This is a genomic window from Pseudomonas sp. FSO-7, assembly GCF_059579345.1.
The window spans coordinates 2,458,737-2,485,418 of sequence record NZ_CM184193.1; the positions used below are offsets into that span (position 1 = coordinate 2,458,737).

Genomic DNA, 26,682 nt, shown 5'->3' on the forward strand with positions numbered 1-26,682 from the left:
ATGGCGGCTCGTTGTTGTTTTAGAGTCCTTGCCTCTTGGAGATACAACCAGGCGCGCCTCACGCAGATGTTGTTTCATGCCTGCGCCCGGCTTGTTCGACTGGAACGGTGGTCGGGTCTCCATATTGCTGGACTTTAAGCGCTCAAGACGGTCGGGTCAATAAAATGTACTAACATGTACATTGAGGGATCATCAGAGTACATTTCATTACGTATTTGAAGAAGGAGGCGCACGATGCCGCAGGTAGGGAAGGCCCGTAGTAAGGCCCAGGACGCAGGCTGGCGAGGCTCGCCGGAGGGCTGGCTGGAAGCCGCCTACGAGGCCCTGAAGGAGTCGGGCATCGATGCGGTCCGGGTCATGCCACTGGCCAAGCGCCTGGGTTTGTCACGCACCAGCTTCTACTGGTTTTTCGAGGACCGCGAGCAACTGCTGGCTGCGTTGCTGTCGCGTTGGCGGGAGACCAATACGGGGGGGTTGATACGGCAAAGTGAAAGCTACGCCGAGAGCATTTCCGAGGCGATCCTGAATGTGTTCGAGTGCTGGCTCAACCCGCAGCTGTTCGACTCGCAGTTCGAGTTCGCCGTGCGCAGTTGGGCGCTTCAGTCCGCTGAAGTGGCCCAAGAGGTGGCTGTGGTGGACGAGCAGCGCATGAACGCCCTGGCGAGCATGTTCAAGCGTTTTGGCTATGACAACCAAGGCGCTGACACCCGGGCCCGAACGATTTATCTGACGCAGATCGGTTATATCACCATGAATACGAGTGAGCTGATCACCGTGCGCTTCCAGCGCATCCCGCATTACGTGAGCATTTTCACCGGCAAAGTCCCCAAGCAGCGTGAGCTGGATCGTTTCTACGGGAAGTTCGGTTATGCCGAAAAAGAGCCCGGGGTCTTTGTTCCCTTGACCGACACGTTCGAAGGCAACGGCGATGATCACTGAGACCGTTGGGATCATTGGCGGTACCGGCTGGTTGGGCGGTGCGATTGCCAAGGCGATCCTGGCGAAGGGACTGGTACCGGCGGGCAACCTGATCATTTCCAATCGTTCGGGCAACCATCCGCTGGCTCAACAAGGTGCGTGCCTGGTCACGGACAATCAGGATCTGGTGGATCGCAGTGACGTGGTGATCCTCGCCGTTCGCCCCGAGCATTTCGCCAGCCTGGGCATCCATGCGACGGGCAAGACCGTGATCTCCCTGATGGCCGGGATCAGTGCGCAGGCGATTGCTGCGCAGACCTCGGCTTTAGCGGTCGTGCGGGCGATGCCCAACGCAGCGGTGGAAATCGAGCTGTCCTTTACGCCTTGGTATGGCTTTGGCGCGATAGCGCCGACGACGAAAAGCCTCGTGCAGCAGGTGTTCGAATGTGTGGGCACCGCGGCTGAGGTCGAGAAAGAAGATTTCATTGATTACCTCTCTGCGCTTTCGGGCACTGGCCCGGCCTTTCCGGCTCTGTTGATGGCGGCGCTGGCTAATCAGGCGATGCAGGCCGGCATACCCGGCGACATCGCACAACTGGCGGCGAAAAGTGTCGTGGTCAACAGCAGCCAGCTGCTGGCGAGCCGTGACGCCCAGCAGATGATCGACGCCTTGGTGGCCTACCGGGGTGTCACGGCCGCTGCCTTGCAGGTGATGAGCCAGGGGGATTTCGAAGGGCAGGTTGGCAGGGCGTTGCAGGCGGGCGCTGCGGTTGCGCGCAAGGGGCTTGAGGCCTGATAAAAGTTTGGGGTACGAAAACGGCGCCTTCCACTCTTGGGAGAAGCGCCGTTTTTTCTTGAGCGAGCCCTATGGCCGCTCAAGGGGCGGGCTAGCCGTTACTTGCTTGGATGGGCCGCCTGAAGTTTCTTGGCTTCCTCCAGGTGGTGTTGCAGGGCCGGCAGCATTTTTTGGGCGAACGCCTTGAGTTCGGTGTTGCCAGCTTTCTTGTCGTCGGTAACGGTGTTGGCTTCTTTCTTGAACAGCTCGATGGTGTCTTCGTGGGCCTTGACCTGGTTATTGGCGTAGGCCGCATCAAAGGACTCATCGCGCACCTCGAGAATCTTCGCCTTGGCTTTATTCATCAGCGAGGTGTCGTCGGGCACTTCGATGTCATGTTTTTTCGCCAGCGTCTTCAGTTCTTCGTTGGCCTTGGTGTGGTCGGCGATCATCTTCTCGGCGAACGTCTTGATGTCCGCCGATTGGCTGTTTTTCAAGGCCAGTTTGCTGTTTTCGATTTCCGCAATGCCACCGGCCGCCGCGTCGTCGACGAAGTCGTTGGACGTCGCGGCCCAGGCCATGCCCATGCTGGTGCTCAGGGCCACTGCCAGGCCGAGTTGACGCAGGATAAATGTGTTCATAGGTGAGTCTCCATACAGGTTGAACGAGCGATTCTTGTCGTCTCTGATCAATGGAGGGTTGTGCCCAGGCAAAGGTTTGATCGCCAAGCGATGCGGTACGACGAACGGTCACCGCTGGTCGGATTGGCGGTCGACAGAACCCCGTAAACGAGGCCATCCTGATAATCGACGGGCGTTGAAAGCACGCCTGCCACCGATCCATCAAAGGAGGTGTTCCATGCCGGTGTCCCACGATTTGTGCCAGGATCTCAACTGCAAAGAAGACCACATCAAGCAAAAACGGGCCGAGAATCCAAGGCTCGACTCGTTACTTCAAAAATACTCCCAAGTGGATGCCAAAGTGGTCGACGCCGAGAAGTCATCCTCCCCCGCGCTGCCCGACGAAGTCTTGGAGACACTCAAGAAGAAGCGATTGCTGATCAAGGATGAGATCATGGCTCACATGCAGAGCGAGCCGTAGGGCCGGCTGCTTGTGAGGGTTCTTGTGGCCAGGGATTGCTTCCGCTGGGCGCGTAGCGGCCCCCGGATTTTACGAGCGCTACGCACTCGAGCGGGAGCAAGCTCCCTCGCCACGACAGGTCCTCGTTCCAGGCAAGCCTTGCCTCACCCATTCTCAGGTCAATGGATCCCAACGCTGCGACCAGTCGCTGCCGGTCTTGACGATCTCTCGCAGCACGTCGAAGGCCTGCTGCAATGCCGCTGAATCCCGGTCGCGGGAGTAGACCAGGTAGGTCGGGTAATTGAATTCCGGTGCCTTGGGTACCCGCTCCAGGATGCCGCTGTCCAGGTAACTCTGCACGACCCGCGTGCGGAAGTAACCGCTGCCACCGTTTTCCAGGATGTACTGCAGGGCCAGGGGGCCGAGGTTGAAGGTTACGGCGGCCTTGGCCTTGTCTGGCAGCGCGGTGTCGTGTTGGCGCCGGAAGTCCGCGCTCCAGTCGATGTACACGTAGGGCTCGGGACGGGCGGCCAGACGCACCAGGATGAGTTTTTCTTCCAGCAGTTGCTCCACTTGCAGGCGCGGCCAGTATTCGGGCTGATACACCACCGCCGCATCCAGCAGGCCCAGTTCCAACTGTTGCAGCAGTTTCTCGCCGTCGCGGATGTCCATGCGCAGGGCATGGCCGGGGATTTTCTGACGCAGTTCTCCGGCCCAGGCGAGCATCAAGGGGTTGCACAGGCTGACCTCGCCCCCCAGGTGCAGGACGTTGCGATAGCCTTCGGGCAGTGGCAAGTCCCGGCGCGCCGCTTCCCAGGTTTGCACCAACTGATTGGCGTAGACCACAAAGGCCTCGCCGTCGGCGGTCAGGCGCGCGCCGGCACGGTTGCGCACGAACAGCGCACAGCCGAGCTGGCTTTCGAGCTTCTGGACCCGGGCGGTGATCGCCGTCTGGGTCACGTGCAGCTTTTCGGCCGCTGCGGCGAGGCTGCCGTGGCGGACGATTTCCAGGAAAGTGCGGGCGAGGTCGATGTCCATGTTCAGGCCGATGCGGGGGGAGCGGGCATTGTAAGAGCTGCCAAGCCTTCCCCGATACCATCATGCTGTCCTGTGGCGAGGGAGCTTGCTCCCGCTGGGCTGCGCAGCAGCCCTAAGACAGTGAACTCATTCTTCCTGGCACACCGAGTTGGCTGACTTTGGGGCCGCTTCGCAGCCCAGCGGGAGCAAGCTCCCTCGCCACAGAGCCATCTTCTTCTTGAATGAACAGTTGTCTCGATGCCGGCTGTTATTCGACGGCTTGGGCCTGTTTTGTCCGCGCCCAAGGCGCAACCAGGCGTTCGGGCGTACGGCAGGCTTTGTGCTTGAAGACGAAACCACGGCACTTGTCGGCGAAGCCGTGGCGATTGTCCACCATGTCGCGGCGCATCTGCGCGAGTTCGTCATCGCGACACGCCTGGATCGCCGACAGGCTTCGTTCGGCCTTGCGTACCCGGATGCTTTCATAGGTCGGATCGAGCAGCGCGCGATTGGCCCGCTGCAGTAGCCACAAGCCAAACTCGTCGGGGCAGCGCGGACCGATCTCCTGGATCATGCCGTAGCGCAACGCCTGCAGCGCGCTGATGGGCAGGCAGTCCTGGGTGAGTTTCCAGGCCATGTCCGGACCGACCGCACGGGGCAGGCTGTAGGTCCAGTATTCAGAGCCGTACAGGCCCATGGTCGCGTAATGGGGATTGAGCACGATGTCACGGCGCGCCAGCACGATATCGGCCGCCAGGGCCAGCATCACACCACCGGCCCCGGCGCTTCCCGTCAGGCCGCTGACCACCAGTTGCCGGGCGCTGAACAACTCCAGGCAAACGTCGTCGATGGCTTGTATGTTGGCCCAGGCTTCCAGGCCGGGTTCGGCGGCGGCTTGGATCACGTTCAGGTGCACGCCGTTGGAAAAGCTGCCGCGCCCACCACGGATCAACAGCACTTGGGTGTCCCGGGACTTGGCCCAACGCAATGCCGCCACCAGGCGCTGGCATTGCTCAGTGCTCATCGCGCCGTTATAGAACTCGAACGTCAACTCCCCGACATGGCCACATTCCCGGTAACGAATGGGTTGATAGGGCTCGTCGCTGAACGGTTGCCGGGCCAGGGAGCTGTCGAGCACCGGGACGCCTTCGAGGCGGTTCGACAGGACATGGCGCGCCGGGCGCTTGAAGGTCTGTTCGCCGGGTTGCGGTTTGCGGCGCAGGGCGCCGATCCACAGGCTGGCATCCCCGGTTGCCACCAGCACCGCATCGTCACGCACGGCCAACAGCTCGCCGGGCAGGCCGTGGCGAACGTCCGGGTGGGCGTCGTACAGGTAAAACTGTTCGCCGGCCAGGCTTGCGAGCACACCGGGTTGACCGTCCGCGGCGTCGATACTGCGCTTGATGAAACCGCTGCTGTCGTGCCAGCTGAAGCTGCGATCGTCCTGGGTCATGTTCGGTTGCAGGCGTCCGATCACGTCATGGCGGTCATAGTCCAACGGTACCGGGACGAAACCGCCATGGTATTTTTCCACGACCTCGCGGATGCAACGAATGGCCGCGTCGCTGACCGGGCCGTTATACAGCTCCGATTTGCGCAGGCCTTTGGGCAGGTCGAATTCGTAGGTGGCCCACACGGGCCCGGCGTCCATTTCCTCCACCGCCTGCAAGGCGGTGACACCCCAGCGCGCGGGTTGCCGGGTGATCGCCCAGTCCAGGGCGCTGGCACCGCGATCGCCGACAATCCCGGGATGAATGATCACCACCGGGCGCCTTGGGTTGCGCCATAACTGCTCGGGGACGCGGTCCTTGAGAAACGGACAGATCACCAGGTCGGCGTCGCTTTCTTCGATTTGCCGGCAGACCGAGGCCGCATCGGTGAACAGCACCACGCTGGGGCGATAACCGGCCTCGCGCAGGTCCAGCCAGGCGCGTTGGGTCAGGCCGTTGAATGCGCTGGACAGCAGAATGATCTTCAGTGGGGGCATGAGTCTCTCTTCCTTGAGATGAGCGGGCGCAGGCTCCCGATGAGCCGTCCCTGGCCTTGATGGAAGCGCTACGTTAGCGGTTGGAGGACGAGCAGGAACTGACAGGGATCAAGGTTGTGTACGGTGCGAAATCAGGGAGGGCAGAAACACGAATCCCGCCACGGGGGCGGGATTCGTTTGCAATCGAAAGGTTCGCGGAGAAGGCGAACTCAATCTCAGGCCGGGAACAGCTCGGACAGTTTCATCGACAGCATCATGTCGCCTTCAACGCGCAGCTTGCCGCCCATGAAGGCCTGCATGCCATCGGTTTCGCCGCTGACGATGCCCTTGAGGGTTTCGCTGTCCATGATCAGCGTGCAGTTGGCGTCGGCATTCTCGCCTTCCTGCAGTTCGCAGGTGCCGTCCTTGACGATCAGGGCGTACTGCTTGTCTTCGTCGGTGATGTTGAAACCGAATACCAGGTCCAGGCCGGCAGCGGCGGCTGGGTTGAACTTGGCTTTCATGGCTTGTACGGCGTCGGCTACGGAGGTCATGGTTTCGATCCTTATTTGGGTGGTACAGCAAGGGTCTACAGTAATCCGGACTCAGCGAAAGGTGATGAGGTCCGGGGCCTTCAACAGTTGCAGGTGGGCATGGCTGTTGAAGGAAGCCAGGGCCACCTCGCGGCCCCTGAATTTCAGCTGGTTGAGCGAGGTGTTGACGATTTGCCAGTTCAGTTCGAAGGCCTGTCGGGCCGGTATCCGGGTGATCAGGTGGAGCAGGGCGGTGATGGTGCCGCCGGAGGTGAACACGGCGATCTTGTGGGTGTTGTCGGCTTGCTCCAGGATGCGCTGCAGGCCCGCCTGGACCCGCTCGACGAAACCCAGCCAGCTTTCGAGACCGGGCGGGTCATACTGGCCGCTCAGCCAGCGCTCGACGATCAGCACGAAGATGCGCTGGAATTCGGCGCGGTTCTGCGCGGCGTTGCGCAGAATATGCAATGCCTCGGGCTCCTGGGGGAGCATGTCCGGCAGCAGGGCGCGAATGACCGCATCGGCATCGAATTCGTTGAACGCCGGGTCGATTTCCAACTCGGGGACCGGCATGCCGGCGGCGGACATCTGGCCCAGCGCGCCGAGGGCGGTATCCTGTTGGCGACGCAGGTCACCCGAGAGACAGCGGTCGAATACGACACCGAGCTCGGCGAGGTGGCCGCCGAGCACTTGCGCCTGGCGTACGCCATTGGGCGAAAGGACATCGTAGTCGTCCGCACCAAAGGAGGCTTGGCCATGTCGAATCAGATAGATACTGCCCACGTCCGCATCATCCCGGTACGTTGAAGGTTTGGCGAGGTTATGGGGATGGCGGTGAGCTGTCAATGAAAAAACATACGCTTGTTTGAAATGCGCGTTGCAGCCTTGCCCTGCCTCGCTCGCGTCAAGGTAACCATAGGTTTCTTGACTGGTCGCGACGCAGGCGCATGGGTATGCTGGGGCTGTCACGCGCCTGTATTCAGTGGCGCATTGCATTTAAGGAGTTGCTGTGGAGTTTTTCATCGAGTACGCCGGTTTCCTGGCCAAGACCGTGACGCTGGTGATCGCCATCCTGGTGGTGCTGGCCAGTTTTGCTGCGCTGCGCAGCAAGGGGCGGCGCAAGTCGGCCGGCCAGTTGCAGGTGAGCAAACTCAACGATTTCTACAAGGGGCTGCGCGAGCGCCTGGAACAGACGTTGCTGGACAAGGATCAGCTCAAGGCCTTGCGCAAGGCCGAAGGCAAGGCTGAAAAGGCCGGGAAGAAAAGCAAGGACAAGCCGGCGGCCAAGCCCCGGGTGTTCGTGTTGGACTTCGACGGTGACATCAAGGCCTCGGCCACCGAGAGCCTGCGTCATGAAATCACCGCGCTGCTGACCCTGGCAACGCCCAAGGATGAAGTGGTGCTGCGCCTGGAAAGCGGCGGCGGCATGGTCCACAGCTACGGCCTGGCCTCGTCGCAACTGGCGCGAATCCGTCAGGCCGGCGTGCCGCTGACCGTCTGCATCGACAAGGTGGCGGCCAGCGGCGGCTACATGATGGCGTGCATCGGCGAGAAGATCATCAGCGCGCCCTTCGCAATCCTGGGCTCCATCGGCGTGGTCGCGCAATTGCCCAACGTCAACCGTCTGCTGAAGAAACACGACATCGATTTCGAAGTGTTGACGGCCGGCGAATACAAACGCACGTTGACGGTGTTCGGCGAAAACACCGAGAAGGGCCGGGAGAAATTCCAGGAAGACCTGGATATCACCCACGAATTGTTCAAGAACTTCGTGTCCAACTATCGCCCGCAACTGGCCATCGATGAAGTGGCGACAGGTGAAGTCTGGCTGGGTGTCGCGGCGCAGGGTAAGGGCTTGGTGGACGAACTGAAAACCAGCGATGAATACCTGGCCGAGCGGGCCAAGAGTGCCGAGCTGTACCACCTGCACTACGCCGAACGCAAAAGCCTGCAGGAACGCATCGGTATGGCGGCCAGCGGTTCGGTGGACCGCGTGTTGCTCAGTTGGTGGAGCCGTCTTACCCAGCAGCGTTTCTGGTAATTCGGAAGCGGGTTCACCGCTAACCACTGTGGGCTGAAGCGCCGGACTCCCCGCTATCCCTTTGTGGGAGCGGGCTTGCTCGCGATGACGGCGGTACATGCGACATAGATGCAAGCTGACCCACCGCTATCGCGAGCAAGCTCGCTCCCACAGTAGGTCGAGGTGGGACTCAAGACATCGGAAACAAAAAAGCCCTGAACCGGTACAACCCGGGTCAGGGCTTTTTCATGTCTCAGGTGTCAGCGACGACGGAACAGCGGCAGCGGCTCGTCAGTGGCAGCCTGGTAGGTCACCGAGAAGTCCTTGAGGCTTTCGAGGGCTTCGTAAGGGTCCTTGTCGGCGCGCAGGGCAAAGGCGTCGAAACCGCAGCGGCGCATGTAGAACAACTGGTCACGTAGCACGTCGCCAATCGCCCGCAATTCACCCTTGAAACCATAGCGGTCACGCAGCAGGCGAGCGTTGGAGTAGCTGCGCCCGTCGGTGAAGGCCGGGAAGTTCAGGGCAATGACCTGCAACTGGTTGGCGTCCTCACCGATTTCCTCGGCTTCCTCATCGGCGTCCAGCCACACACCCAGGCCGCCGTCGCGGGCCTTGAGGGCATGGGCGTGATCGCGCCACAGGGCCAGCGGCACGATCAGGTCGTCACAGTTGGAGATGCCATCGAAGGTCGCGTCCTTGGGCAACAGGTGCCAGGTTTCGTCGATGACCTCGTTGTTCTTAATGATTCGCTGCATAGACGCGTTCCTTGAAGAGGTCGATGCCAATACGTTGGTAGGTGTCGATGAAGCGCTCGTCCGGGGTACGTTGTTCAATGTACACGTCGATCAGCTTCTCGATCACGTCAGGCATGTCATCCTGGGCAAACGACGGGCCGAGGATCTTGCCCAGGCTGGCGTCGCGGCTACCGCTGCCGCCCAGGGAGACCTGGTAGAACTCTTCGCCTTTCTTGTCCACGCCCAGGATGCCGATGTGGCCGACGTGGTGGTGACCACAGGCGTTCATGCAACCGGAAATGTTCAGGTCCAGCTCGCCAATGTCGAACAGGTAGTCCAGGTCGTCGAAACGTCGCTGGATCGATTCGGCGATAGGGATCGACTTGGCGTTGGCCAGCGAGCAGAAATCGCCGCCCGGGCAGCAGATCATGTCGGTCAGCAGGCCGATGTTCGGGGTGGCGAAACCTTGCTCGCGCAGCTCGCCCCACAGGGTGAACAACTGGCTCTGTTCAACGTCCGCCAGGATGATGTTCTGCTCGTGGGAGGTGCGCAGTTGGCCGAAGCTGTAGCGCTCGGCCAGGTCGGCCACGGCGTCCAGTTGCTTGTCGGTGATGTCGCCCGGCGCGACGCCGGTGGGTTTCAGGGACAGGGTCACCGCGACATAACCCGGCTTCTTGTGGGCCAGGGTGTTGCGGGTGCGCCAGCGGGCGAAGCCCGGGTGTTCCTTGTCGAGGGCTGCCAGTTCGGCGTCCTGATTGCCCAGCGCTTTGTACTGCGGGTCGACGAAATGCTTGGCGACGCGATGCACTTCGGCTTCGGTCAGGGTGGTCTGGCCGCCACGCAGGTGAGCCATCTCGGCTTCGACCTTCTCGGCGAACACTTCAGGCGTCAGGGCCTTGACCAGGATCTTGATCCGCGCCTTGTACTTGTTGTCACGACGGCCGTAGCGGTTGTACACCCGCAGGATGGCGTCGAGGTAGCTCAGCAGGTCCTGCCACGGCAGGAACTCGTTGATGAACGCGCCGACCACCGGGGTACGCCCCAGGCCACCGCCCACCAGCACACGGAAGCCCAGCTCGCCGGCCGCGTTGTAGACCGTTTCCAGGCCGATGTCGTGGACTTCGATGGCCGCACGGTCCGAGCTCGAACCGTTGATGGCGATCTTGAACTTGCGCGGCAGGTAGGCGAATTCCGGGTGGAACGTCGTCCACTGGCGAACGATTTCGCACCACGGCCGCGGGTCGATCAACTCGTCGGCCGCGACACCGGCGAACTGGTCGGTGGTGACGTTGCGCAGGCAGTTGCCGCTGGTCTGGATCGCGTGCATCTGCACGGTGGCCAGCTCGGCCAGGATCTCGGGCACATCTTCCAGGGCCGGCCAGTTGTACTGGACGTTCTGTCGGGTACTGATGTGGGCATAGCCCTTGTCATAGTCACGGGCAATTTGCGCCAGCTTGCGCACCTGGCGCGACGTCAGCTGGCCATAAGGCACAGCCACGCGCAGCATCGGCGCGAAGCGCTGGATATACAGGCCATTCTGCAAGCGCAGAGGGCGGAATTCTTCTTCGCTCAGCTCGCCTGCCAGGTAGCGTCGGGTCTGATCACGGAACTGCTTGACGCGGTCCTCGATGATTCGCTGATCGTACTCGTCATATACGTACATATAAGTCTCGGTCTCAGGCTTGGGCCGATCAGAAACAGCTGCATGTTGGCTCGCTGGAATCGGGTTCTGCCTCGGCAATTCTGCGCGCACGGCCGCGCACTCCTAGGGGAGCCGGTGCAAGATACCTGTTTTGAGTTATGCGCAAAAGTGATGTTTGAGTATATGTAAAGAACCAAATCGACTAATGAGATTGATTATTGCCTAACCCACATTTGTCGTGCGGGCAATCATCGTCTTAACTGTGGTCGAGTCCCTATGCAATCACCTACAAAACCGACAAGAGGCGATGCAATGAGCAATCCGACCAAAGCAAGGAAAAGCGACAGTACTGTTGATGCCTGGGCCATTTTGTTCCTGATTATCCTGGTGGTGGGTACAGCGGTGTTCTGGGTCAGTCACCAATAAACGGTTATCCCTGGCGATAAAAAACCTGTGGGAGCGAGCTCGCTCGCGATGGCGGTGTCTCAGTCGGATTGATGTCGGCTGATACATCGCTATCGCGAGCAAGCTCGCTCCCACAGGGTTATGTGTTGTTCTGGTGAGTGTTATAGCCCCGCCAGATGCACCACCAGCTTGACGATGCCAAACAGCGTCAACGCGAAGATCACCGTGAACGCGATCCCCAAGATCACGAAGTGACTCGGCTTGCCGTGGGTGAAGTCCCGGGCGCGGTTCTTGCCGCTTTGTACGCCGAAAGCGGCGGCCAGCACGCTGTGCATCATCTGCCACAGGGTCGGCGGCTTGTTGTCGACTGGATCGTCCATAAATCCCTCGTCTGCCATGTGTTTGGGACAAGCATAGACAAAAGATCGCAGCCTGCGGCAGCGCCTACAGGAATACACAAATTCTGTAGGCGCTGCCGCAGGCTGCGATCTTTTTACGGCGAAGAGCGCTTAGTTGTCGTAACCCAGGTTCGGCGCCAGCCAGCGCTCAGTCACGCTCAAGTCCTGGCCCTTGCGCGCGGTGTAGCTCTGGACCTGGTCCTTGTCGATCTTGCCCACGGCGAAGTATTGCGCCTGGGGATGGGCGAAATACCAGCCGCTGACCGCTGCCGCCGGGAACATGGCGTAGTGTTCGGTGAGGAACACACCGCTGCGCCCGGCCTTCAGTTCGCTGGCCTCGGGGTCGAGCAGACGGAACAAGGTGGCCTTCTCGGTGTGGTCCGGGCAGGCCGGGTAGCCGGGGGCAGGGCGGATGCCGGTGTACTGCTCCTTGATCAGCGCCTCGTTGTCCAGGCTCTCGTCCTGGGCGTAACCCCAATGCTCCTTGCGCACCTGTTGGTGCAGCCACTCGGCGCAGGCTTCGGCCAGGCGGTCGGCCAGGGCCTTGACCATGATCGAGTTGTAGTCGTCGCCGGCCTCCTGGTAGGCCTTGGCGACTTCTTCGGCGCCGATGCCGGCAGTGGTGATGAAGCCGCCGACGTAGTCGGTCACGCCGCTGTCCTTTGGCGCGACGAAGTCGGCCAGGGAAAAGTTCGGCTTGCCGTCGGTCTTGATGATCTGCTGGCGCAGGTGATGCAGGCGCGCCAGTGGCTTGCCGTCGTCGCCGTAGACTTCCAGATCGTCGTCATGCACCTGGTTGGCCGGCCAGAAGCCGAACACGGCGCGGGCGCTGATGAGTTTCTCGTCGATCAGCTTGCGCAGCATCGCCCGGGCATCGGCGTACAGCGCGGTGGCGGCTTCGCCGACCACTTCGTCGGTGAGGATGCGCGGGTATTTGCCGGCCAGGTCCCAGGAGATGAAGAACGGGGTCCAGTCGATGTATTCGGCCAGGACGTTCAGGTCGATATTGTCCAGCACCTTGGCGCCGGTGAACGTCGGCTTGACCGGTTGGTAGCTGCTCCAGTCGAACTGTGGCTTCTTGGCCACGGCGGCGGGGTAGCTCAGGCGTTCGGTGCGGGCGCTGCGGTTGGCCGTGCGCTCGCGTACGTCGATGTAGTCCTGGCGGGTTTTCTCGACGAACGCCGGCTTGAGTTCCTTGGACAGCAACTGGGTCGCCACGCCCACGGCACGGGAGGCGTCGGTGACGTAGATCACCGCGTCGTTGCTGTACTTGGGCTCGATCTTCACCGCCGTGTGGGCCTTGGAGGTGGTGGCGCCACCGATCATCAACGGCAGATGGAAGTCCTGGCGCTGCATCTCCCGCGCCACATGCACCATCTCATCCAGGGACGGGGTGATCAGGCCGGACAGGCCGATGATGTCGCACTTCTGCTCCTTGGCCACCTGCAGGATTTTCTCCGCCGGCACCATCACGCCCAGGTCGACGATGTCATAGCCGTTGCAACCGAGCACCACGCCGACGATGTTCTTGCCGATGTCATGGACGTCGCCCTTGACCGTGGCCATCAGGATCTTGCCCTTGGCCTCCGGCTTATCGCCTTTTTCCGCCTCGATGAACGGGATCAGGTGGGCCACGGCCTGTTTCATCACCCGGGCGGACTTGACCACTTGGGGCAGGAACATTTTGCCGGCGCCAAACAGGTCGCCGACGATGTTCATGCCGGCCATCAGCGGGCCTTCGATGACCTCGATCGGCCGGGCGAACGACAGCCGCGATTCTTCGGTGTCTTCGACGATGTGGGTGGTGATGCCCTTGACCAGCGCGTGCTCCAGGCGCTTGTTCACCTCCCAGCCGCGCCATTCCTCGGTTTCCGCTTCCTTGACGCTGCCGTCGCCCTTGTACTTGTCGGCGATGGCGAGCAGGGCGTCGGTGCCTTCGGGGGTGCGGTTGAGGATCACGTCTTCCACGGCATCGCGCAGTTCCACCGGGATCTGGTCGTAGATCTCCAGTTGGCCGGCGTTGACGATGCCCATGGTCAGGCCCGCGCGGATCGCATACAGCAGGAACACCGAGTGGATCGCTTCGCGCACCGGGTTGTTGCCGCGGAACGAGAACGACACGTTGGACACGCCGCCGGAGGTCAGCGCGTACGGCAGTTCGTCACGGATGTAGGCGCAGGCGTTGATGAAGTCCACGGCATAGTTGTTGTGCTCTTCGATACCCGTGGCGACGGCGAAGATGTTCGGGTCGAAGATGATGTCTTCCGGCGGGAAGCCGACTTCATTGACCAGGATGTCGTAGGAGCGCTTGCAGATTTCCTTCTTGCGCGCCTCGGTGTCGGCCTGGCCGGCTTCGTCGAACGCCATCACCACCACGGCGGCGCCGTAGCGCTTGCACAACTTGGCGTGGTGGATGAACTGCTCGACGCCTTCCTTCATGCTGATGGAGTTGACGATGCCTTTGCCCTGGATGCACTTGAGGCCGGCTTCGATCACTTCCCACTTGGAGGAGTCGATCATGATCGGCACCCGGGAAATGTCCGGTTCGCCGGCAATCAGATTGAGGAAGGTCACCATGGCCTTCTTCGAATCGAGCATGCCCTCGTCCATGTTGATGTCGATCACCTGGGCGCCGGCCTCGACCTGTTGCAGGGCCACTTCCAACGCTTCGGTGTAGTTGTCTTCACGGATCAGCCGGGCGAACTTGGCGGAACCGGTGATGTTGGTCCGCTCGCCGACGTTGACGAACAGCGAGCTGCGATCGATGGTGAACGGTTCCAGACCGGACAGGCGGCAAGCCCGGGGAATTTCCGGAATCTGCCGCGGCGCATAGCCGGCCACGGCCTTGGCGATGGCTTCGATGTGCGCCGGGGTGGTGCCGCAGCAGCCGCCGACAATGTTCAGGAAGCCGCTCTGGGCAAACTCTTCGATGACCTTGGCCGTCTCGGCCGGCAGTTCGTCGTATTCGCCGAATTCGTTGGGCAGGCCGGCGTTGGGGTGGGCCGAGACGTGGGTGCTGGCCTTGTTCGATAGCTCTTCCAGGTAGGGGCGCAGTTCGCTGGCGCCGAGGGCGCAGTTCAGGCCGACGGAGATCGGCTTGGCGTGGGCCACCGAGTTCCAGAAGGCTTCGGTGGTCTGGCCGGAGAGGGTGCGGCCGGAGGCGTCGGTGATGGTGCCGGAGATCATGATCGGCAGTTCGACGCCCAGTTCTTCGTAGACCCCTTGCACGGCAAAGATCGCCGCCTTGGCGTTCAGCGTGTCGAAGATGGTCTCGATCAGGATCAGGTCGGCGCCGCCTTCGATCAGGCCCTTGGTAGCCTCGGTGTAGTTCTCCACCAGTTCGTCGAAGGTCACGTTGCGGTAGCCGGGGTTGTTCACGTCCGGCGACAGCGAGCAGGTGCGGCTGGTCGGGCCGAGCACGCCGGCGACGAAGCGCGGCTTGTCCGGGGTCTCCAGGGTCTTGGCGTCGGCCACCTGGCGGGCCAGGCGCGCGCCTTCCAGGTTCAGCTCGTAGGCCAGGCCCTGCATGCCGTAGTCGGCCTGGGACACCTGGGTGGCGTTGAAGGTGTTGGTTTCCAGGATGTCGGCGCCGGCATCCAGGTAGGCTTTTTCAATGGCACCGATCACGTCGGGACGGCTGAGCACCAGCAAATCGTTGTTGCCCTTGACGTCGCTCGGCCAGTCGGCGAAACGCTTGCCACGGTAGTCCTGTTCTTCCAGCTTGTAGCTCTGGATCATCGTGCCCATGCCGCCGTCGAGGATCAGGATGCGTTCCTTGAGGGCTTGCTGGAGAAGATAAAGGCGAGCGCTGCGATCGGACATAGGACTACCTGGAAAAAAGGCCATTACGAAGGCCGGGATGATAGCAAACCTGTGCAGGATTTGATCATGATGGCTTTTGCATGAATATCGCTCATGTTTGCAAGGCGATGCTGGCCCGGTAGAATCGCCGGATTATCTCTTAGGGACCCGAGACATGCCGTACCGCGTCTTATTCGGCAGTCTGTTGCTGTCGTTGTCTTTTAGCGCAGCTGCCGGGAATCCCGTTCCGGCGATCTCCTATACCCGCGACATCCAGCCGATCTTCACGGAAAAATGCGTGGCCTGTCATGCCTGCTACGACTCCGCCTGCCAGTTGAACCTGGGCAGCGGCGAAGGGGCGGCACGGGGCGCGAGCAAGCTGTCGGTGTATGACGGCGAGCGGCGCCAGGCGGCCGATCCGACCCGCTTGTTCTATGACGCCTCCGGCCCGCGCGCCTGGCAGCGCAAGGGTTTCTATTCAGTGCTCGACGCCCAGGGCAGCCAGGCTGCCCTGATGGCGCGCATGCTGGAGTTGGGCCACCGTACGCCGCTGCAGCCCAACGCCAAGCTGCCGGAAGACATCGTGCTCGGGCTCAACCGGGACAATAGCTGTCCGATGCCGGGTCAATTCGACGAATACGCAGGCAGCCATCCCAAGGAAGGCATGCCCCTGGCCGTCACCGGCCTGACCGACCAGCAATACCAGACCCTGCAGCGCTGGCTGGCCGCAGGCGCGTCGATCGATCAACAGGCCCTGGCCCCAAGCGCCGCCGAAGCCTTGCAGGTGGTGCAATGGGAGAACCTGCTCAATGCCCCGGGCGCCCGGGAAAGCCTGGTGGGCCGCTGGTTGTTCGAGCATTGGTTCCTGGCGCACATCTATTTCAAGGGCGGCGAGCCGGGGCATTTCTTCCAGTGGGTGCGTTCGCGCACACCCACCGGCCAGCCCATCGACCTGATCAACACCCGCCGCCCGAACGACGATCCCGGCACCCGCGTCTATTATCGGCTCTGGCCGGTGCAAGGGGTGATCGTGCACAAGACCCACATCACCTACGGCTTGAGCGCTGCTAAGATGGCGCGGATCAAGAGCCTGTTCTACAGCGGCAAGTGGCAAGTCACCGCGTTGCCGGGCTATGGCCCGGAGCGCCGGGCCAACCCGTTTTCCACTTTCGAAGCGATTCCGGCCCAGGCCCGCTACCAATTCATGCTCGATAACGCCGAATATTTCGTGCGTACGTTCATTCGCGGACCGGTGTGCCGGGGCCAGATTGCTACCGACGTGATCCGCGACAATTTCTGGGCGCTGTTCCAGGACCCCGAACACGACCTGTACATCACTGACCCGAACTACCGCGGCCAGGCCACGCCGCTGCTGGCGATGCCGGGGCAGAACGACGACGTGGGCAGCGTCCTCAGCCTGTGGCTCGACTACCGGGACAAGCGCAACGCGTACGAAGCCTTGCGCCGCGACAACTATGCCGAGCTGCCGGCACCGAGCTGGTCGACGCTGTGGGCCGGCAACGACAATGCGCTGCTGAGCATTTTCCGGCACTTCGACAGCGCTTCGGTCACCAAGGGGCTGATCGGCGAGGTGCCGCAGACAATGTGGCTGTTCGACTTCCCGCTGCTGGAGCGTACCTATTATCAGTTGGCGGTGAATTTCGACGTGTTCGGCAACGTCTCCCACCAGGCCCAGACCCGGCTGTATTTCGATTTGATCCGTAACGGTGCGGAGCAGAACTTCCTGCGCCTGATGCCGGCAGACTCCCGGGAGGGCTACCTCGACGACTGGTACCAGGCCGGCGGCAAATTCAAGATGTGGCTCGATTACGAAGCCATCGACGATGACAAGCCGACCGCCCTCAAGCTTGACGAACGCGACCCCAAGGGTGATTTCGCCCAGCAATTGCTGGCCCGTTATGGCGAGTTGAACGCGCGCCCCGATCCGATCAACCGTTGCGACGGCGCCTACTGCTCGCGCCCGAATATCGACCCGACGCTGCAAAACGCCGAGCAGGCCCTCAGTCAGCTGGTGTCGCGCCCGGCGGCGGGGCTCAAGGTGATCGACCAACTGCCGGAAGCGACCCTGCTGCGCATCGAAACCGCCAGCGGTCACCGAGAGATCTACAGCCTGTTGCGCAACCGTGCTCACAGCAACGTCGCGTTCCTGCTGGGCGAGGAGCGGCGCTACCAGCCGGGGCTGGACACGCTGACGGTCTACCCGGGCGTGCTCAGCAGCTATCCGAACTTCATGTTCAACATTCCGGCCGGGCAAGTGCCAGCGTTCGTCGAGGCCATGCAAGGCGCCCAGGATGGGCCGGCGTTCGAGCGGATTGTCGAGCGCTGGGGGATTCGCCGCAGCCATCCGCAGTTCTGGTACTACTTCCATGACCTGAGCCAGTACATCCAGGAGACGGAGCCCGTGGAAAGCGGTGTGCTGGACATGAATCGCTACCAGAACCTCTGATCGGCCTGTCCGGCGGCAAACCCCGTGCCGCCGGGCTCTTTCCTGACAAAAATACTAGGACTTTGTCCGGCGCGATGATTGGCGTAAACTGCCGACAAGCCTGCGAGGAGTTTCCATGACCGCCATTACCATTACCGATGCCGCCCACGATTACCTGGCCGACCTGCTGTCCAAGCAGAACACCCCGGGTATCGGGATCCGCATCTTCATCACCCAGCCCGGCACCCAGTACGCAGAGACGTGCATTGCCTACTGCAAGCCGGGGGAAGAAAAACCCGAAGACACCGCGCTGGGGCTCAAGAGCTTCACCGCGTACATCGACTCGTTCAGCGAAGCCTTCCTGGACGATGCGGTGGTCGACTACGCCACCGACCGCATGGGCGGCCAACTGACCATCAAGGCGCCGAACGCCAAGGTGCCGATGGTCAATGCCGACAGTCCGGTCAACGAGCGCATCAATTACTACCTGCAAACCGAGATCAACCCGGGGCTCGCCAGCCACGGCGGCCAGGTTTCGCTGATCGACGTGGTGGAAGACGGCATCGCCGTGCTCCAGTTCGGCGGCGGCTGCCAGGGCTGCGGCCAGGCTGACGTGACCTTGAAGGAAGGCATCGAACGCACCTTGCTCGAGCGTATTCCTGAGCTCAAGGGCGTGCGCGACGTGACCGACCACACGCAGAAAGAAAACGCTTACTACTGATAGGCGTGCGCTGCGAACAAAACACTGTGGCGAGGGAGCTTGCTCCCGCTCGATTGCGCAGCAATCGCAAGGCAGCCGACGCGTTCTCCGTGAGGGATGCGTGGTTGCCTGGGGACCGCTTCGCGGTCCAGCGGGAGCAAGCTCCCTCGCCACAAAAGCTGCAGTGATCGGCTCGTAATCGGTGGACACCCGCCGCCCCTGTGGGAGCGAGCTTGCTCGCGATAGCGGTGGGTCAGCCTGCGATGATGTTGACTGTGCCGCCGTCATCGCGAGCAAGCTCGCTTCCACAGGGGGATCCCGGTGGATTCTCTAGCGAGTCAGGGCCGGTAGAGATGCGCATGCCCGGCGCGGTACAGCGACGATTCGCTGAACACCTCATTACCCAGCACACGCCCCACCAGAATCAGCGCCGTGCGGCGAAAGCCCTTGGCGTGCACCTTTGCCGCGATATCCTCCAGCGTCCCCATCACCCAATCCTGATCCGGCCAGGTCGCCCGGTGGATCACCGCAATCGGGCAGTCGGCGCCGTAGTGGGGCAGCAGCTCGTCGACGATCTTTTCCAGGTGATTGACCCCCAAGTGAATCGCCATGGTTGCCCCGTGCTGCGCCAGGCTGCTGAGTTCTTCCCCAGCGGGCATCGGGCTTTTGTCGGCGTAACGGGTGAGGATCAGGCTCTGGGAGATGTCCGGCAAGGTCAGTTCGGCGCCCAGCAGGGCGGCGCAGGCTGAGGTCGCGGTCACGCCCGGGATGATTTCGAAAGGGATGTCCAGTTCCCGCAGGCAACGAATCTGCTCGCCGATGGCGCCGTACAGGCTCGGGTCGCCCGAGTGCACCCGGGCCACATCCTGGCCCTTGAGGTGGGCGCTCCTGATCAATTCGATGATTTGTTCCAGATGCAGCTCGGCACTGTTGATCACCTGTTCGGCACAGTGGCCCTCAAGCACGGCGGCTGGCACCAGCGAGCCGGCGTAGATGATCACCGCGCACTGGCGGATCAGTCGCTGGCCTTTGACCGTGATGAGGTCCGGGTCGCCGGGGCCGGCGCCGATGAAGTACACGGTCATGACCGGCTCCTGTGGAAGGTGGGTGAGCGTCGTCCAGATGAAGATCGCTCATGATCCTGGGCGTCGATTATCGGGATTTACGCCACGACCGCCAATGCCAATGTGCTCATGGGGCCTCTCTGGCGGGGAATCAGCAGCGTTGCGGGCGTCGTGCCCAATTGGTCGGCCAAGGCCAGGGCGGTGCTTTCGGCGATGCCGTAGCAACCGGTTCGCTCGAAAGCGATCTCGGAGCGGTGACTGAGCCGTTGCGCGTAACCGGCCAACTGTTCGGCACTGAAGCAGGTTAGCGGCAGGCCCAGTTGCCCGGCCAGTTCCAACAGCCCGGGCTCGTCACGCTTGAGGTCGATACTGGCCAGGGCCCGTACCTGGTGAAGCCCGATGCCGTGAGCCAGCAGCGTCTGTTCGAGCAGGGCTCGCAGCGTGCTGGCCGGGCAACCGCGCTGGCAGCCCAGGCCGATCACCAGGATCGGCTCGGTGCTCATGCGTCGTGGCGGGCTTGGCCGTCACGGCGAAACAGCCAGGCGCTGATCAGGCCCAGGGCCAGCCAGAAGGCGACGTTGGTCACCTGCGAGGCGATCTTGAACTGGCTTTCCAGCGCTTCGGGCGCCAGCATCGAGTGGACTTCGGGCTGCGGTGCACCGATGACGTGGGGCACCAGCAACGTTGCCACGCCCAGTAGTTTGAGCAGCCAATGCCGGCCAAAGGCGATCAGGGCGATGCCCACCGCTGTGGAGGCAGCGGTGCCGATCCACCACATCTGCCGCTGGGCCAGATCGGCTGCCGCGGTGCCGGGCAGTTCCGGGGGCAGGCCGAGGGTCGGTGCCAGGACAAAGGTGGCATAACCGGCCAGGCCCCAGAGCAGGCCCTGGGCGGTGCGAGTCGGTGCGCGCAAGGTGTACAGGCCCGCCAGCATCAGGGCGAAACCCACCGCGACTACCAGGTTGCCGCCGGTGGTGGACAGTACGCGTTGCCAGCCGTCTTCCGGCTCCCAGGCTTCGGCATCGTGGGTGTGCGCAACGCCGTTGGCGTGTTCGTGGACCTCGGCGGTTGGAGCCTTCTCATAGGTTTCGGCCTGGAGAATCAGCGGCGATACCCAGAAACTTTGCAGCAGGGTCAGCAGCAGGGCGGCCAGCAAGCCGCTGAAACCGGCGGTCTGCGCAATACGCTTGATCATGGCGTCGGTTCTCAATGGCACGGAAAGGCGGCGCTGTGACGGGTATCGTGGGCGGCGTTGTGCACCGCTTCGATGTGGGAGAAACCGGCGAAATAGACCAACCCCGCGCCCAGGATCGAAGCCAGGATCGCGGCGCTCAGGCGTTGGCTCAGGGTGGTGGTGCTGCTGGCGGTGCGGGCGGTGCTGCTGATGGTCGACATGGCGCTTCCCTCTGTTTTTGTTCCGTGGGGGATGCGAGCGCAATGAGACCCCGGGCGAAGCCCGCCAAGGTTCGAACAGCGCCCGCCCACCGCGGGTTTGTTGATGCTTGAGTCATGGGCCGGTCTCCGGGCTCGCGAGGGGCCAGAACCTGGCCTGCAAGCGTCACCTTCCCATGTCCAGGGACACAGTGGTTCAGACGCTTCGCTCGCTTACCGTTGCGGGGGCAGCACCGGACTGACGTGGGCTTGGAGTAAAGCACACGATTCACCGGTTTCCCGTTTCACCCTGTGAAGGGCACCCAAAACTAGGCGCACAGGAGAGCATGGACGGGGGCGGGGCGTCAATTGGCAGGGGGGCAGGCTGGCACCGCATTGCGCCCAATCGCGAGCAAGCTCGCTCCCACAGGGAACTTGTGGTGATCGTGATTTCTGTGAACGCCCAGCAACCAATGTGGGAGCGAGCTTGCTCGCGATGACGGCAGCCCATGCACCGCAAAACGCTCCGGAGATTGACCCGCCCCCACACCCTGCGTAGCCTTGCGCCTTCGAGGTTCTTCGGCATGCGCCGAAGCTAAGAAGGGAACGCGGTCCAAGCCGCGGCTGCCCCCGCAACTGTGAACGGTGAAGTTTCTGCAAGGCCACTGTGCATGCCCTTTTATCCAAGGCGCACGGGAAGGCGCAGCGATTGCCAGTCGAAAGACTGGCCCGCCGTCAGCCAGGAGACCTGCCTCGAGACAGATTCTCACTACAACCGGGCGGGGTGATCCGGTGGCGAAATCTTCCGCGCACGCCTTGCCTGCGGTTGTCGTCCCGTTTGCCCGCCACCTAGCCAAAGGGCATCCGATGAAAACACTGGCCAAACTTCCCGTCACCATCGTCACCGGTTTCCTCGGCTCGGGTAAGACCACCTTGCTGCGGCACATGCTCGACAACGCCCAGGGTCGGCGCATCGCCGTGATCGTCAACGAGTTCGGCGAGCTGGGCATCGACGGCGAAATCCTCAAGCAGTGCGCCATCGGTTGCACCGAAGAAGAAGCCAACGGTCGCGTTTATGAACTGGCCAACGGTTGCCTGTGCTGCACGGTGCAGGAGGAATTCTTTCCGGTGATGCGTGAACTGGTGGCCCGGCGTGGCGACCTCGACCACATCCTCATCGAAACTTCAGGCCTGGCCCTGCCCAAGCCACTGGTCCAGGCTTTCCAATGGCCGGAAATCCGCAGCGCCTGCACCGTCGATGCGGTGATCACCGTGGTCGACAGCCCGGCCGTGGCCGCCGGTACCTTCGCCGCCTTCCCCGACCAGGTCGATGCCCAGCGCAAACTCGACCCGAACCTGGATCACGAATCGCCGCTGCACGAACTGTTCGCCGACCAATTGGCAAGCGCCGACCTGGTGATCCTCAACAAGGCTGATCTGATCAGCCCTGAAGACCTGGCCAAGGTGCGCCTGGAAGTCGCCGAAGAACTGCCACCGGCGGTCAAGGTCATCGAAGCCAGCAGCGGTCGCCTGCCGCTGGACGTGTTGATCGGCCTGGGCGCCGGTTCCGAAGAGCACATCGACGGCCGCCACAGCCATCACGACCATCATCACGATGGTGACGATGACGACCACGATCATGACGCCTTCGATTCCATCTCCATCGAACTGCCCCAGGCCGATGAAAGCCTGTTGCTGGACGCGCTGACGCAACTGGTGGTCCAGCACGGCGTGCTGCGGGTCAAGGGTTTCGCGGCGATCCCGAACAAACCGATGCGCCTGTTGATCCAGGGTGTCGGCACGCGTTTCGACAAACATTTTGACCGCCAGTGGGGCGCCGACGAAGCGCGGGTCACCCGTCTGGTGCTGATCGGCCAGGCGCTCGATGCCGCGCTGCTCGAAGCGCAGTTGCGCGCCGCCCTCAGCGCCTAAGCCATGCACCTGCTCAGGACCCAGCCCGGCGGTTTCGTGTCGGATGACAACATTGCCGATTTGGGGCAAACCCCCGCCGAACTGGTGATCCTGTGCAGCGGCGACTCCAGCCTGGCGCTGCTGGCCGAAGCGGCGCGGCAGTTGCCGGATGACTACCCGCAGTTTCGCCTCGCCAACCCGATGCAGGTGCAGAACCACGCTTCGGTGGATCTGTATGTCGAAGACGTGCTGCGCCACGCCAAGGTCATCCTGCTGTCGCTGCACGGCGGCATCGGCTATTGGCGCTACGGCATCGAGCGCCTGATGGAGTTGGCCGGGCGTGGGGTGAAGCTGATCCTGGTGCCGGGAGATGATCGCCCGGACCCGGAACTCAGTGACTTGAGCAACGTGGCCGTCGAGGACCGCGACCGGCTCTGGCAGTTCTTGCGCCAGGGCGGCCTGGGCAATGCCCTGGACTTGTTTCACAACCTCGGCAGTCAATGGTTCGACCGCGATTACCCGTGGGCCGAGCCGCGGGCCCTGCCACGCACGGCGATCTATCACCCGGAAAAAACCAGCGCCAGCCTCGGCGATTGGCAAGCCGACTGGAGCGCCGGGCAACCGGTGGCGGCGGTGCTGTTTTATCGCTCCCACCTGCAAGCGGCAAACACCGCGTTCGTCGACGTGTTTTGCCAGCGCCTGCAAGCGGCGGGGCTCAATCCGTTGCCGATTGCCGTGGCCAGCCTCAAGGAGCCGGCTTGCCTTGCGCTGGTAGAGGACTGGCTGGACGAAGTGGAAGCGGAGGTAATCCTCAACACCACCGGCTTCGCTCAATCCAGTCCAGAAGCCCCGCACTTGCGGCCGTTTCGCCGCAATATCCCGGTGATCCAGGCGATTTGCGCCCAGGACAACGAGCCCGGCTGGCGTGCCAGCGAGCAGGGCTTGGGGCCACGGGACCTGGCGATGCACATTGCCTTGCCGGAACTGGACGGGCGCATCATCAGCCGCCCGATCAGTTTCAAGGACCTGGCCTGGCGCAGCGAGCGCAGCCAGAGCGACGTGGTCTGCTACCGCGCCGTGCCCGAACGCATGGATTTTGTCGCAGAACTGGCCCAACGCTGGACCACCCTGGCGCGCTTGCCCAACGCAGATAAGCGCGTGGCGCTGATCCTCGCCAACTACCCGACCCGGGATGGACGTATCGGTAACGGGGTCGGCCTGGATACCCCGGCGGCGGCGCTGAATATCCTGCGCGCCATGCAAACCGAAGGTTATCCGCTGCCGGCCGAATTGCCTGAGAGCGGCACTGCGCTGATCCAGCAATTGCTCGGTGGCGTCAGCAACGACCTGGATAGCCTCGACGCGCGTCCGTGTCACCAGAGCCTGGCCCTCGACGCTTACCAGGCCATGTTCGACGCGCTGCCCGAGGCCAATCGCCAGGCGGTACTGGCGCGCTGGGGCTCGCCCGAGCAGGACCCGATGTGCCGCGACGGCCGCCTGATGGTCGCTGGCCTGCGTCTGGGCCTGACCTTCGTCGGCATCCAGCCGGCGCGGGGTTACCAGGTCGACCCGAGTGCGGTGTACCACGACCCGGACCTGGTGCCGCCCCACGGTTACCTGGCGTTTTATTTCTGGTTACGCCACACCTACGGCGTCCACGGGGTGATCCACGTCGGCAAGCACGGCAACCTCGAATGGCTGCCGGGCAAAGGTGTCGGGCTCTCGGAAAACTGCTGGCCGGACGTGCTGCTGGGGCCACTGCCGAACATCTACCCCTTCATCGTCAACGACCCGGGCGAGGGCGCACAGGCCAAGCGTCGCACCCAGGCGGTGATCATCGACCACTTGATGCCGCCGCTGACCCGGGCCGAAACCTATGGGCCGCTGCGTAACCTCGAGTTATTGGCGGACGAATACTACGAGGCGCAATTGCTCGATCCGCGTCGTGCCCGGGAACTGCAACGGGACATCCTCAACCTGGTGCGCGAGACGCACATCGACCGCGAGCTGCAATTGGATGCCGGCCTCGACAGCGATGCTGACGCCGCGATCTGGCTGCCACGCCTGGATACGTACCTGTGCGACTTGAAGGAGTCGCAGATCCGCGACGGCCTGCACATTTTTGGTGAATCGCCCAGCGGGCGGCTGCGCATCGACACGTTGCTGGCGTTGCTGCGCATCCCCCGGGGCGACGGCAAAGGCGCGCAGTCGAGTCTGTTGAGGGCGCTGGCCAAGGCGTTCGGGCTGGGTTTCGATCCGCTGGATTGTGCCTTGGCCGAGCCCTGGTCTGGCGATTGTCCCGAGGCCTTGCGCCGGGTCAGCGCCGAGCCTTGGCGCACCGCCGGTGATACCCGCGAGCGCCTGGAGCTGTTCGCCGCAGAGTTGATCGAACAGGCCCTGGACGGCACGGTCGAGCCGCTCGACGCGCCGGGTTGGGAAGGGGTGGGCGGCATCATTGAAAACCTGCGATCCGTCGTGGCGCCGCGCCTGGACGCCTGCGGTCCGGCGGAAATGCGTGGCCTGCTCGATGCCTTGAGCGGGCGCTTCGTGCCGGCCGGCCCCAGCGGTGCGCCGAGCCGTGGGCGCCTGGACGTGCTGCCCACCGGGCGTAATTTTTTCTCGGTGGACGTGCGCAACCTGCCCACCACCACGGCGTGGCGCATCGGTTTCCAGTCGGCGAACCTGATCCTCGAACGGCACCTGCAGGACCACGGCGATCACCTGCGCCAGCTCGGCCTGTCGGTATGGGGCACCGCGACCATGCGCACCGGCGGCGACGACATCGCCCAGGCCATGGCGTTGATGGGCGTGCGTCCGGTGTGGGCCACCGGCAGCCAGCGGGTCGATGACTTCGAGATCCTGCCGCTGAGCCTGCTGGACCGGCCTCGGGTCGATGTCACGTTGCGCGTGTCCGGGTTCTTCCGGGATGCCTTTGCCAACCTGATCCGCTTGTTCGATGCCGCCGTGCAGGCCGTCGCCGCCCTCGATGAACCGGACGATATGAATCCGTTGGCGGCCAAGGTGCGCAGTGAACGCGAGGCCTTGCTGGCCTCGGGTCTTGAGCCGGATGCTGCGGCACGTCAGGCCGGCTGGCGGATTTTCGGTGCCAAGCCCGGGGCCTATGGCGCGGGCGTGCAGGGCGCGATCGACGGTCGTTTGTGGCAGAGCCGCGAGGATCTGGCCGAGGTGTACCTGAACTGGGGCGGCTACGCCTACGGTGCCAGCGATGAAGGCACCGCCGCCCGCGATCAGTTCTCCCGGCGCTTGAGCCAGGTGCAAGCGGTGTTGCAGAACCAGGACAACCGCGAGCACGACCTGCTCGATTCCAACGACTACTACCAGTTCCAGGGCGGCATGCTGGCGGCGGTCGAGACCCTCGGTGGTGCCGCGGCGGCCAGTTACCATGGCGATCATAGCCAGCCGGACCTGCCCAGGATCCGCACCCTGAAGGAAGAGCTCAACCGCGTCATCCGCTCTCGCGCGGCCAATCCGAAGTGGATCGACGGCGTGAAGCGGCACGGCTATAAAGGCGCGTTCGAGCTGGCGGCGACGGTGGACAACCTGTTTGCCTTCGACGCCACCACTCGGTTGATCGACGACCACCAGTACGCCTTGCTGGCCGATGCCTACCTGCTCGACCCGGACACCCGGGATTTCGTTCGCCAGCACAACCCCGACGCCCTGCGGGACATGACCGAGCGCATGCTCGAAGCGCAGCAGCGGGGGATGTGGCAGGCACCGGGCGAATATCGCGAGGCGCTGGAGAATTTGTTGTTGGACATAGAAGAAGACAACTGACATGAGGACGACAGAGGTGCATTTGTGGCGAGGGAGCTTGCTCCCGCTCGGCTGCGCAGCAGTCGTCATTCTGAAACGGCACTGGGACCTCAGGTTCTGGGGG

At 62.8% G+C, this 26,682-nt stretch carries 21 protein-coding genes and 2 riboswitches; of the genes, 8 read left to right on the forward strand and 13 right to left on the reverse strand.

Annotated features, from left to right (window positions below):
• Window positions 1–234 precede the first annotated feature (234 nt).
• Entirely contained in the window at window positions 235–939 is a 705-nt protein-coding gene (locus tag AC515T_RS10870; protein WP_496532465.1) for a TetR/AcrR family transcriptional regulator, read from the forward strand.
• Window positions 929–1,714 (forward strand): pyrroline-5-carboxylate reductase family protein, encoded by a 786-nt coding sequence (locus tag AC515T_RS10875; RefSeq protein WP_496532466.1) that lies wholly within the window; start codon window positions 929–931, stop codon window positions 1,712–1,714. The genes AC515T_RS10870 and AC515T_RS10875 overlap by 11 nt, the downstream gene beginning before the upstream one ends.
• 98 nt (window positions 1,715–1,812) lie before the next feature.
• On the opposite strand, the gene AC515T_RS10880 is transcribed toward AC515T_RS10875, so the two are convergent.
• Complete coding sequence (locus AC515T_RS10880) at window positions 1,813–2,334, reverse strand: DUF4142 domain-containing protein (protein WP_496532467.1); 522 nt, start codon at window positions 2,332–2,334, stop codon at window positions 1,813–1,815.
• Window positions 2,335–2,551: 217 nt separating this feature from the next.
• Here AC515T_RS10880 and AC515T_RS10885 point away from each other — a divergent pair, with 217 nt between their 5' ends.
• Entirely contained in the window at window positions 2,552–2,794 is a 243-nt protein-coding gene (locus tag AC515T_RS10885; protein WP_496532468.1) for an HP1242/YdcH family protein, read from the forward strand.
• A 153-nt stretch (window positions 2,795–2,947) separates the two neighbouring features.
• Here the strand turns inward: AC515T_RS10885 and AC515T_RS10890 are convergent, their stop codons facing one another.
• The 4 genes from AC515T_RS10890 to AC515T_RS10905 form a co-directional block, all read right to left on the reverse strand.
• The gene (locus AC515T_RS10890) at window positions 2,948–3,811 is read right to left on the reverse strand and encodes a LysR family transcriptional regulator (RefSeq protein ID WP_496532469.1); all 864 of its coding nucleotides are present in this window, start codon (window positions 3,809–3,811) and stop codon (window positions 2,948–2,950) included.
• Between the two features lie 247 nt (window positions 3,812–4,058).
• Window positions 4,059–5,777 carry a hydrogenase maturation protein gene (locus AC515T_RS10895; RefSeq protein ID WP_496532470.1) on the reverse strand — a complete coding sequence of 573 codons (1,719 nt, stop codon included), beginning with the start codon at window positions 5,775–5,777 and terminating at the stop codon, window positions 4,059–4,061.
• Between the two features lie 215 nt (window positions 5,778–5,992).
• A complete protein-coding gene (locus AC515T_RS10900) occupies window positions 5,993–6,310 on the reverse strand; it encodes an SCP2 sterol-binding domain-containing protein (RefSeq protein ID WP_496532471.1) in 318 nt (105 codons plus the stop codon).
• Window positions 6,311–6,361: 51 nt separating this feature from the next.
• A complete protein-coding gene (locus AC515T_RS10905) occupies window positions 6,362–7,072 on the reverse strand; it encodes a histidine phosphatase family protein (RefSeq protein WP_496532472.1) in 711 nt (236 codons plus the stop codon).
• Window positions 7,073–7,298: 226 nt separating this feature from the next.
• Between AC515T_RS10905 and sohB the strand changes: the two genes are divergently transcribed.
• Window positions 7,299–8,330, forward strand: coding sequence for a protease SohB (sohB, locus tag AC515T_RS10910; protein ID WP_496532473.1), 1,032 nt, complete (start codon window positions 7,299–7,301; stop codon window positions 8,328–8,330).
• Window positions 8,331–8,569: 239 nt separating this feature from the next.
• Here sohB and AC515T_RS10915 read toward each other — a convergent pair whose 3' ends face one another.
• The 4 genes from AC515T_RS10915 to metH all read right to left on the reverse strand — a co-directional run bounded on the left by AC515T_RS10915 (window position 8,570) and on the right by metH (window position 15,310).
• A complete protein-coding gene (locus tag AC515T_RS10915) occupies window positions 8,570–9,064 on the reverse strand; it encodes a DUF934 domain-containing protein (protein WP_018604779.1) in 495 nt (164 codons plus the stop codon).
• Window positions 9,048–10,706, reverse strand: coding sequence for a nitrite/sulfite reductase (locus AC515T_RS10920; protein ID WP_496532474.1), 1,659 nt, complete (start codon window positions 10,704–10,706; stop codon window positions 9,048–9,050). The genes AC515T_RS10915 and AC515T_RS10920 overlap by 17 nt, the downstream gene beginning before the upstream one ends.
• Before the next feature lie 545 nt (window positions 10,707–11,251).
• Window positions 11,252–11,470 carry a DUF2970 domain-containing protein gene (locus AC515T_RS10925; protein WP_003182858.1) on the reverse strand — a complete coding sequence of 73 codons (219 nt, stop codon included), beginning with the start codon at window positions 11,468–11,470 and terminating at the stop codon, window positions 11,252–11,254.
• A gap of 129 nt (window positions 11,471–11,599) precedes the next feature.
• Entirely contained in the window at window positions 11,600–15,310 is a 3,711-nt protein-coding gene (gene metH / locus AC515T_RS10930; protein WP_496532475.1) for a methionine synthase, read from the reverse strand.
• Between the two features lie 154 nt (window positions 15,311–15,464).
• On the opposite strand from metH, the gene AC515T_RS10935 reads away from it, so the two are divergent.
• Both AC515T_RS10935 and nfuA read left to right on the forward strand, forming a co-directional pair.
• Entirely contained in the window at window positions 15,465–17,756 is a 2,292-nt protein-coding gene (locus tag AC515T_RS10935; protein ID WP_496532476.1) for a fatty acid cis/trans isomerase, read from the forward strand.
• A gap of 115 nt (window positions 17,757–17,871) precedes the next feature.
• A complete protein-coding gene (gene nfuA / locus AC515T_RS10940; RefSeq protein ID WP_003182850.1) occupies window positions 17,872–18,456 on the forward strand; it encodes a Fe-S biogenesis protein NfuA in 585 nt (194 codons plus the stop codon).
• A 317-nt stretch (window positions 18,457–18,773) separates the two neighbouring features.
• On the opposite strand, the gene cobM is transcribed toward nfuA, so the two are convergent.
• The 4 genes from cobM to AC515T_RS10960 all read right to left on the reverse strand — a co-directional run bounded on the left by cobM (window position 18,774) and on the right by AC515T_RS10960 (window position 20,894).
• A complete protein-coding gene (gene cobM / locus AC515T_RS10945) occupies window positions 18,774–19,520 on the reverse strand; it encodes a precorrin-4 C(11)-methyltransferase (protein ID WP_496532477.1) in 747 nt (248 codons plus the stop codon).
• A 77-nt stretch (window positions 19,521–19,597) separates the two neighbouring features.
• Entirely contained in the window at window positions 19,598–20,002 is a 405-nt protein-coding gene (locus AC515T_RS10950; protein ID WP_496532478.1) for a cobalamin biosynthesis protein, read from the reverse strand.
• Window positions 19,999–20,694, reverse strand: a complete 696-nt coding sequence (locus AC515T_RS10955; RefSeq protein WP_496532479.1) for a CbtA family protein — start codon at window positions 20,692–20,694, stop codon at window positions 19,999–20,001. The genes AC515T_RS10950 and AC515T_RS10955 overlap by 4 nt, the downstream gene beginning before the upstream one ends.
• An 11-nt stretch (window positions 20,695–20,705) precedes the next feature.
• Window positions 20,706–20,894 (reverse strand): CbtB domain-containing protein, encoded by a 189-nt coding sequence (locus AC515T_RS10960; RefSeq protein WP_014338677.1) that lies wholly within the window; start codon window positions 20,892–20,894, stop codon window positions 20,706–20,708.
• Between the two features lie 100 nt (window positions 20,895–20,994).
• Window positions 20,995–21,212, reverse strand: a riboswitch (cobalamin riboswitch).
• A 213-nt stretch (window positions 21,213–21,425) separates the two neighbouring features.
• A riboswitch (cobalamin riboswitch) is annotated at window positions 21,426–21,640 on the forward strand.
• A gap of 97 nt (window positions 21,641–21,737) precedes the next feature.
• Between AC515T_RS10960 and cobW the strand changes: the two genes are divergently transcribed.
• The gene (gene cobW / locus AC515T_RS10965) at window positions 21,738–22,802 is read left to right on the forward strand and encodes a cobalamin biosynthesis protein CobW (RefSeq protein WP_496532480.1); all 1,065 of its coding nucleotides are present in this window, start codon (window positions 21,738–21,740) and stop codon (window positions 22,800–22,802) included.
• Window positions 22,803–22,805: 3 nt separating this feature from the next.
• A complete protein-coding gene (gene cobN / locus AC515T_RS10970; RefSeq protein WP_496532481.1) occupies window positions 22,806–26,579 on the forward strand; it encodes a cobaltochelatase subunit CobN in 3,774 nt (1,257 codons plus the stop codon).
• The last annotated feature ends 103 nt before the right edge of the window (window positions 26,580–26,682 follow it).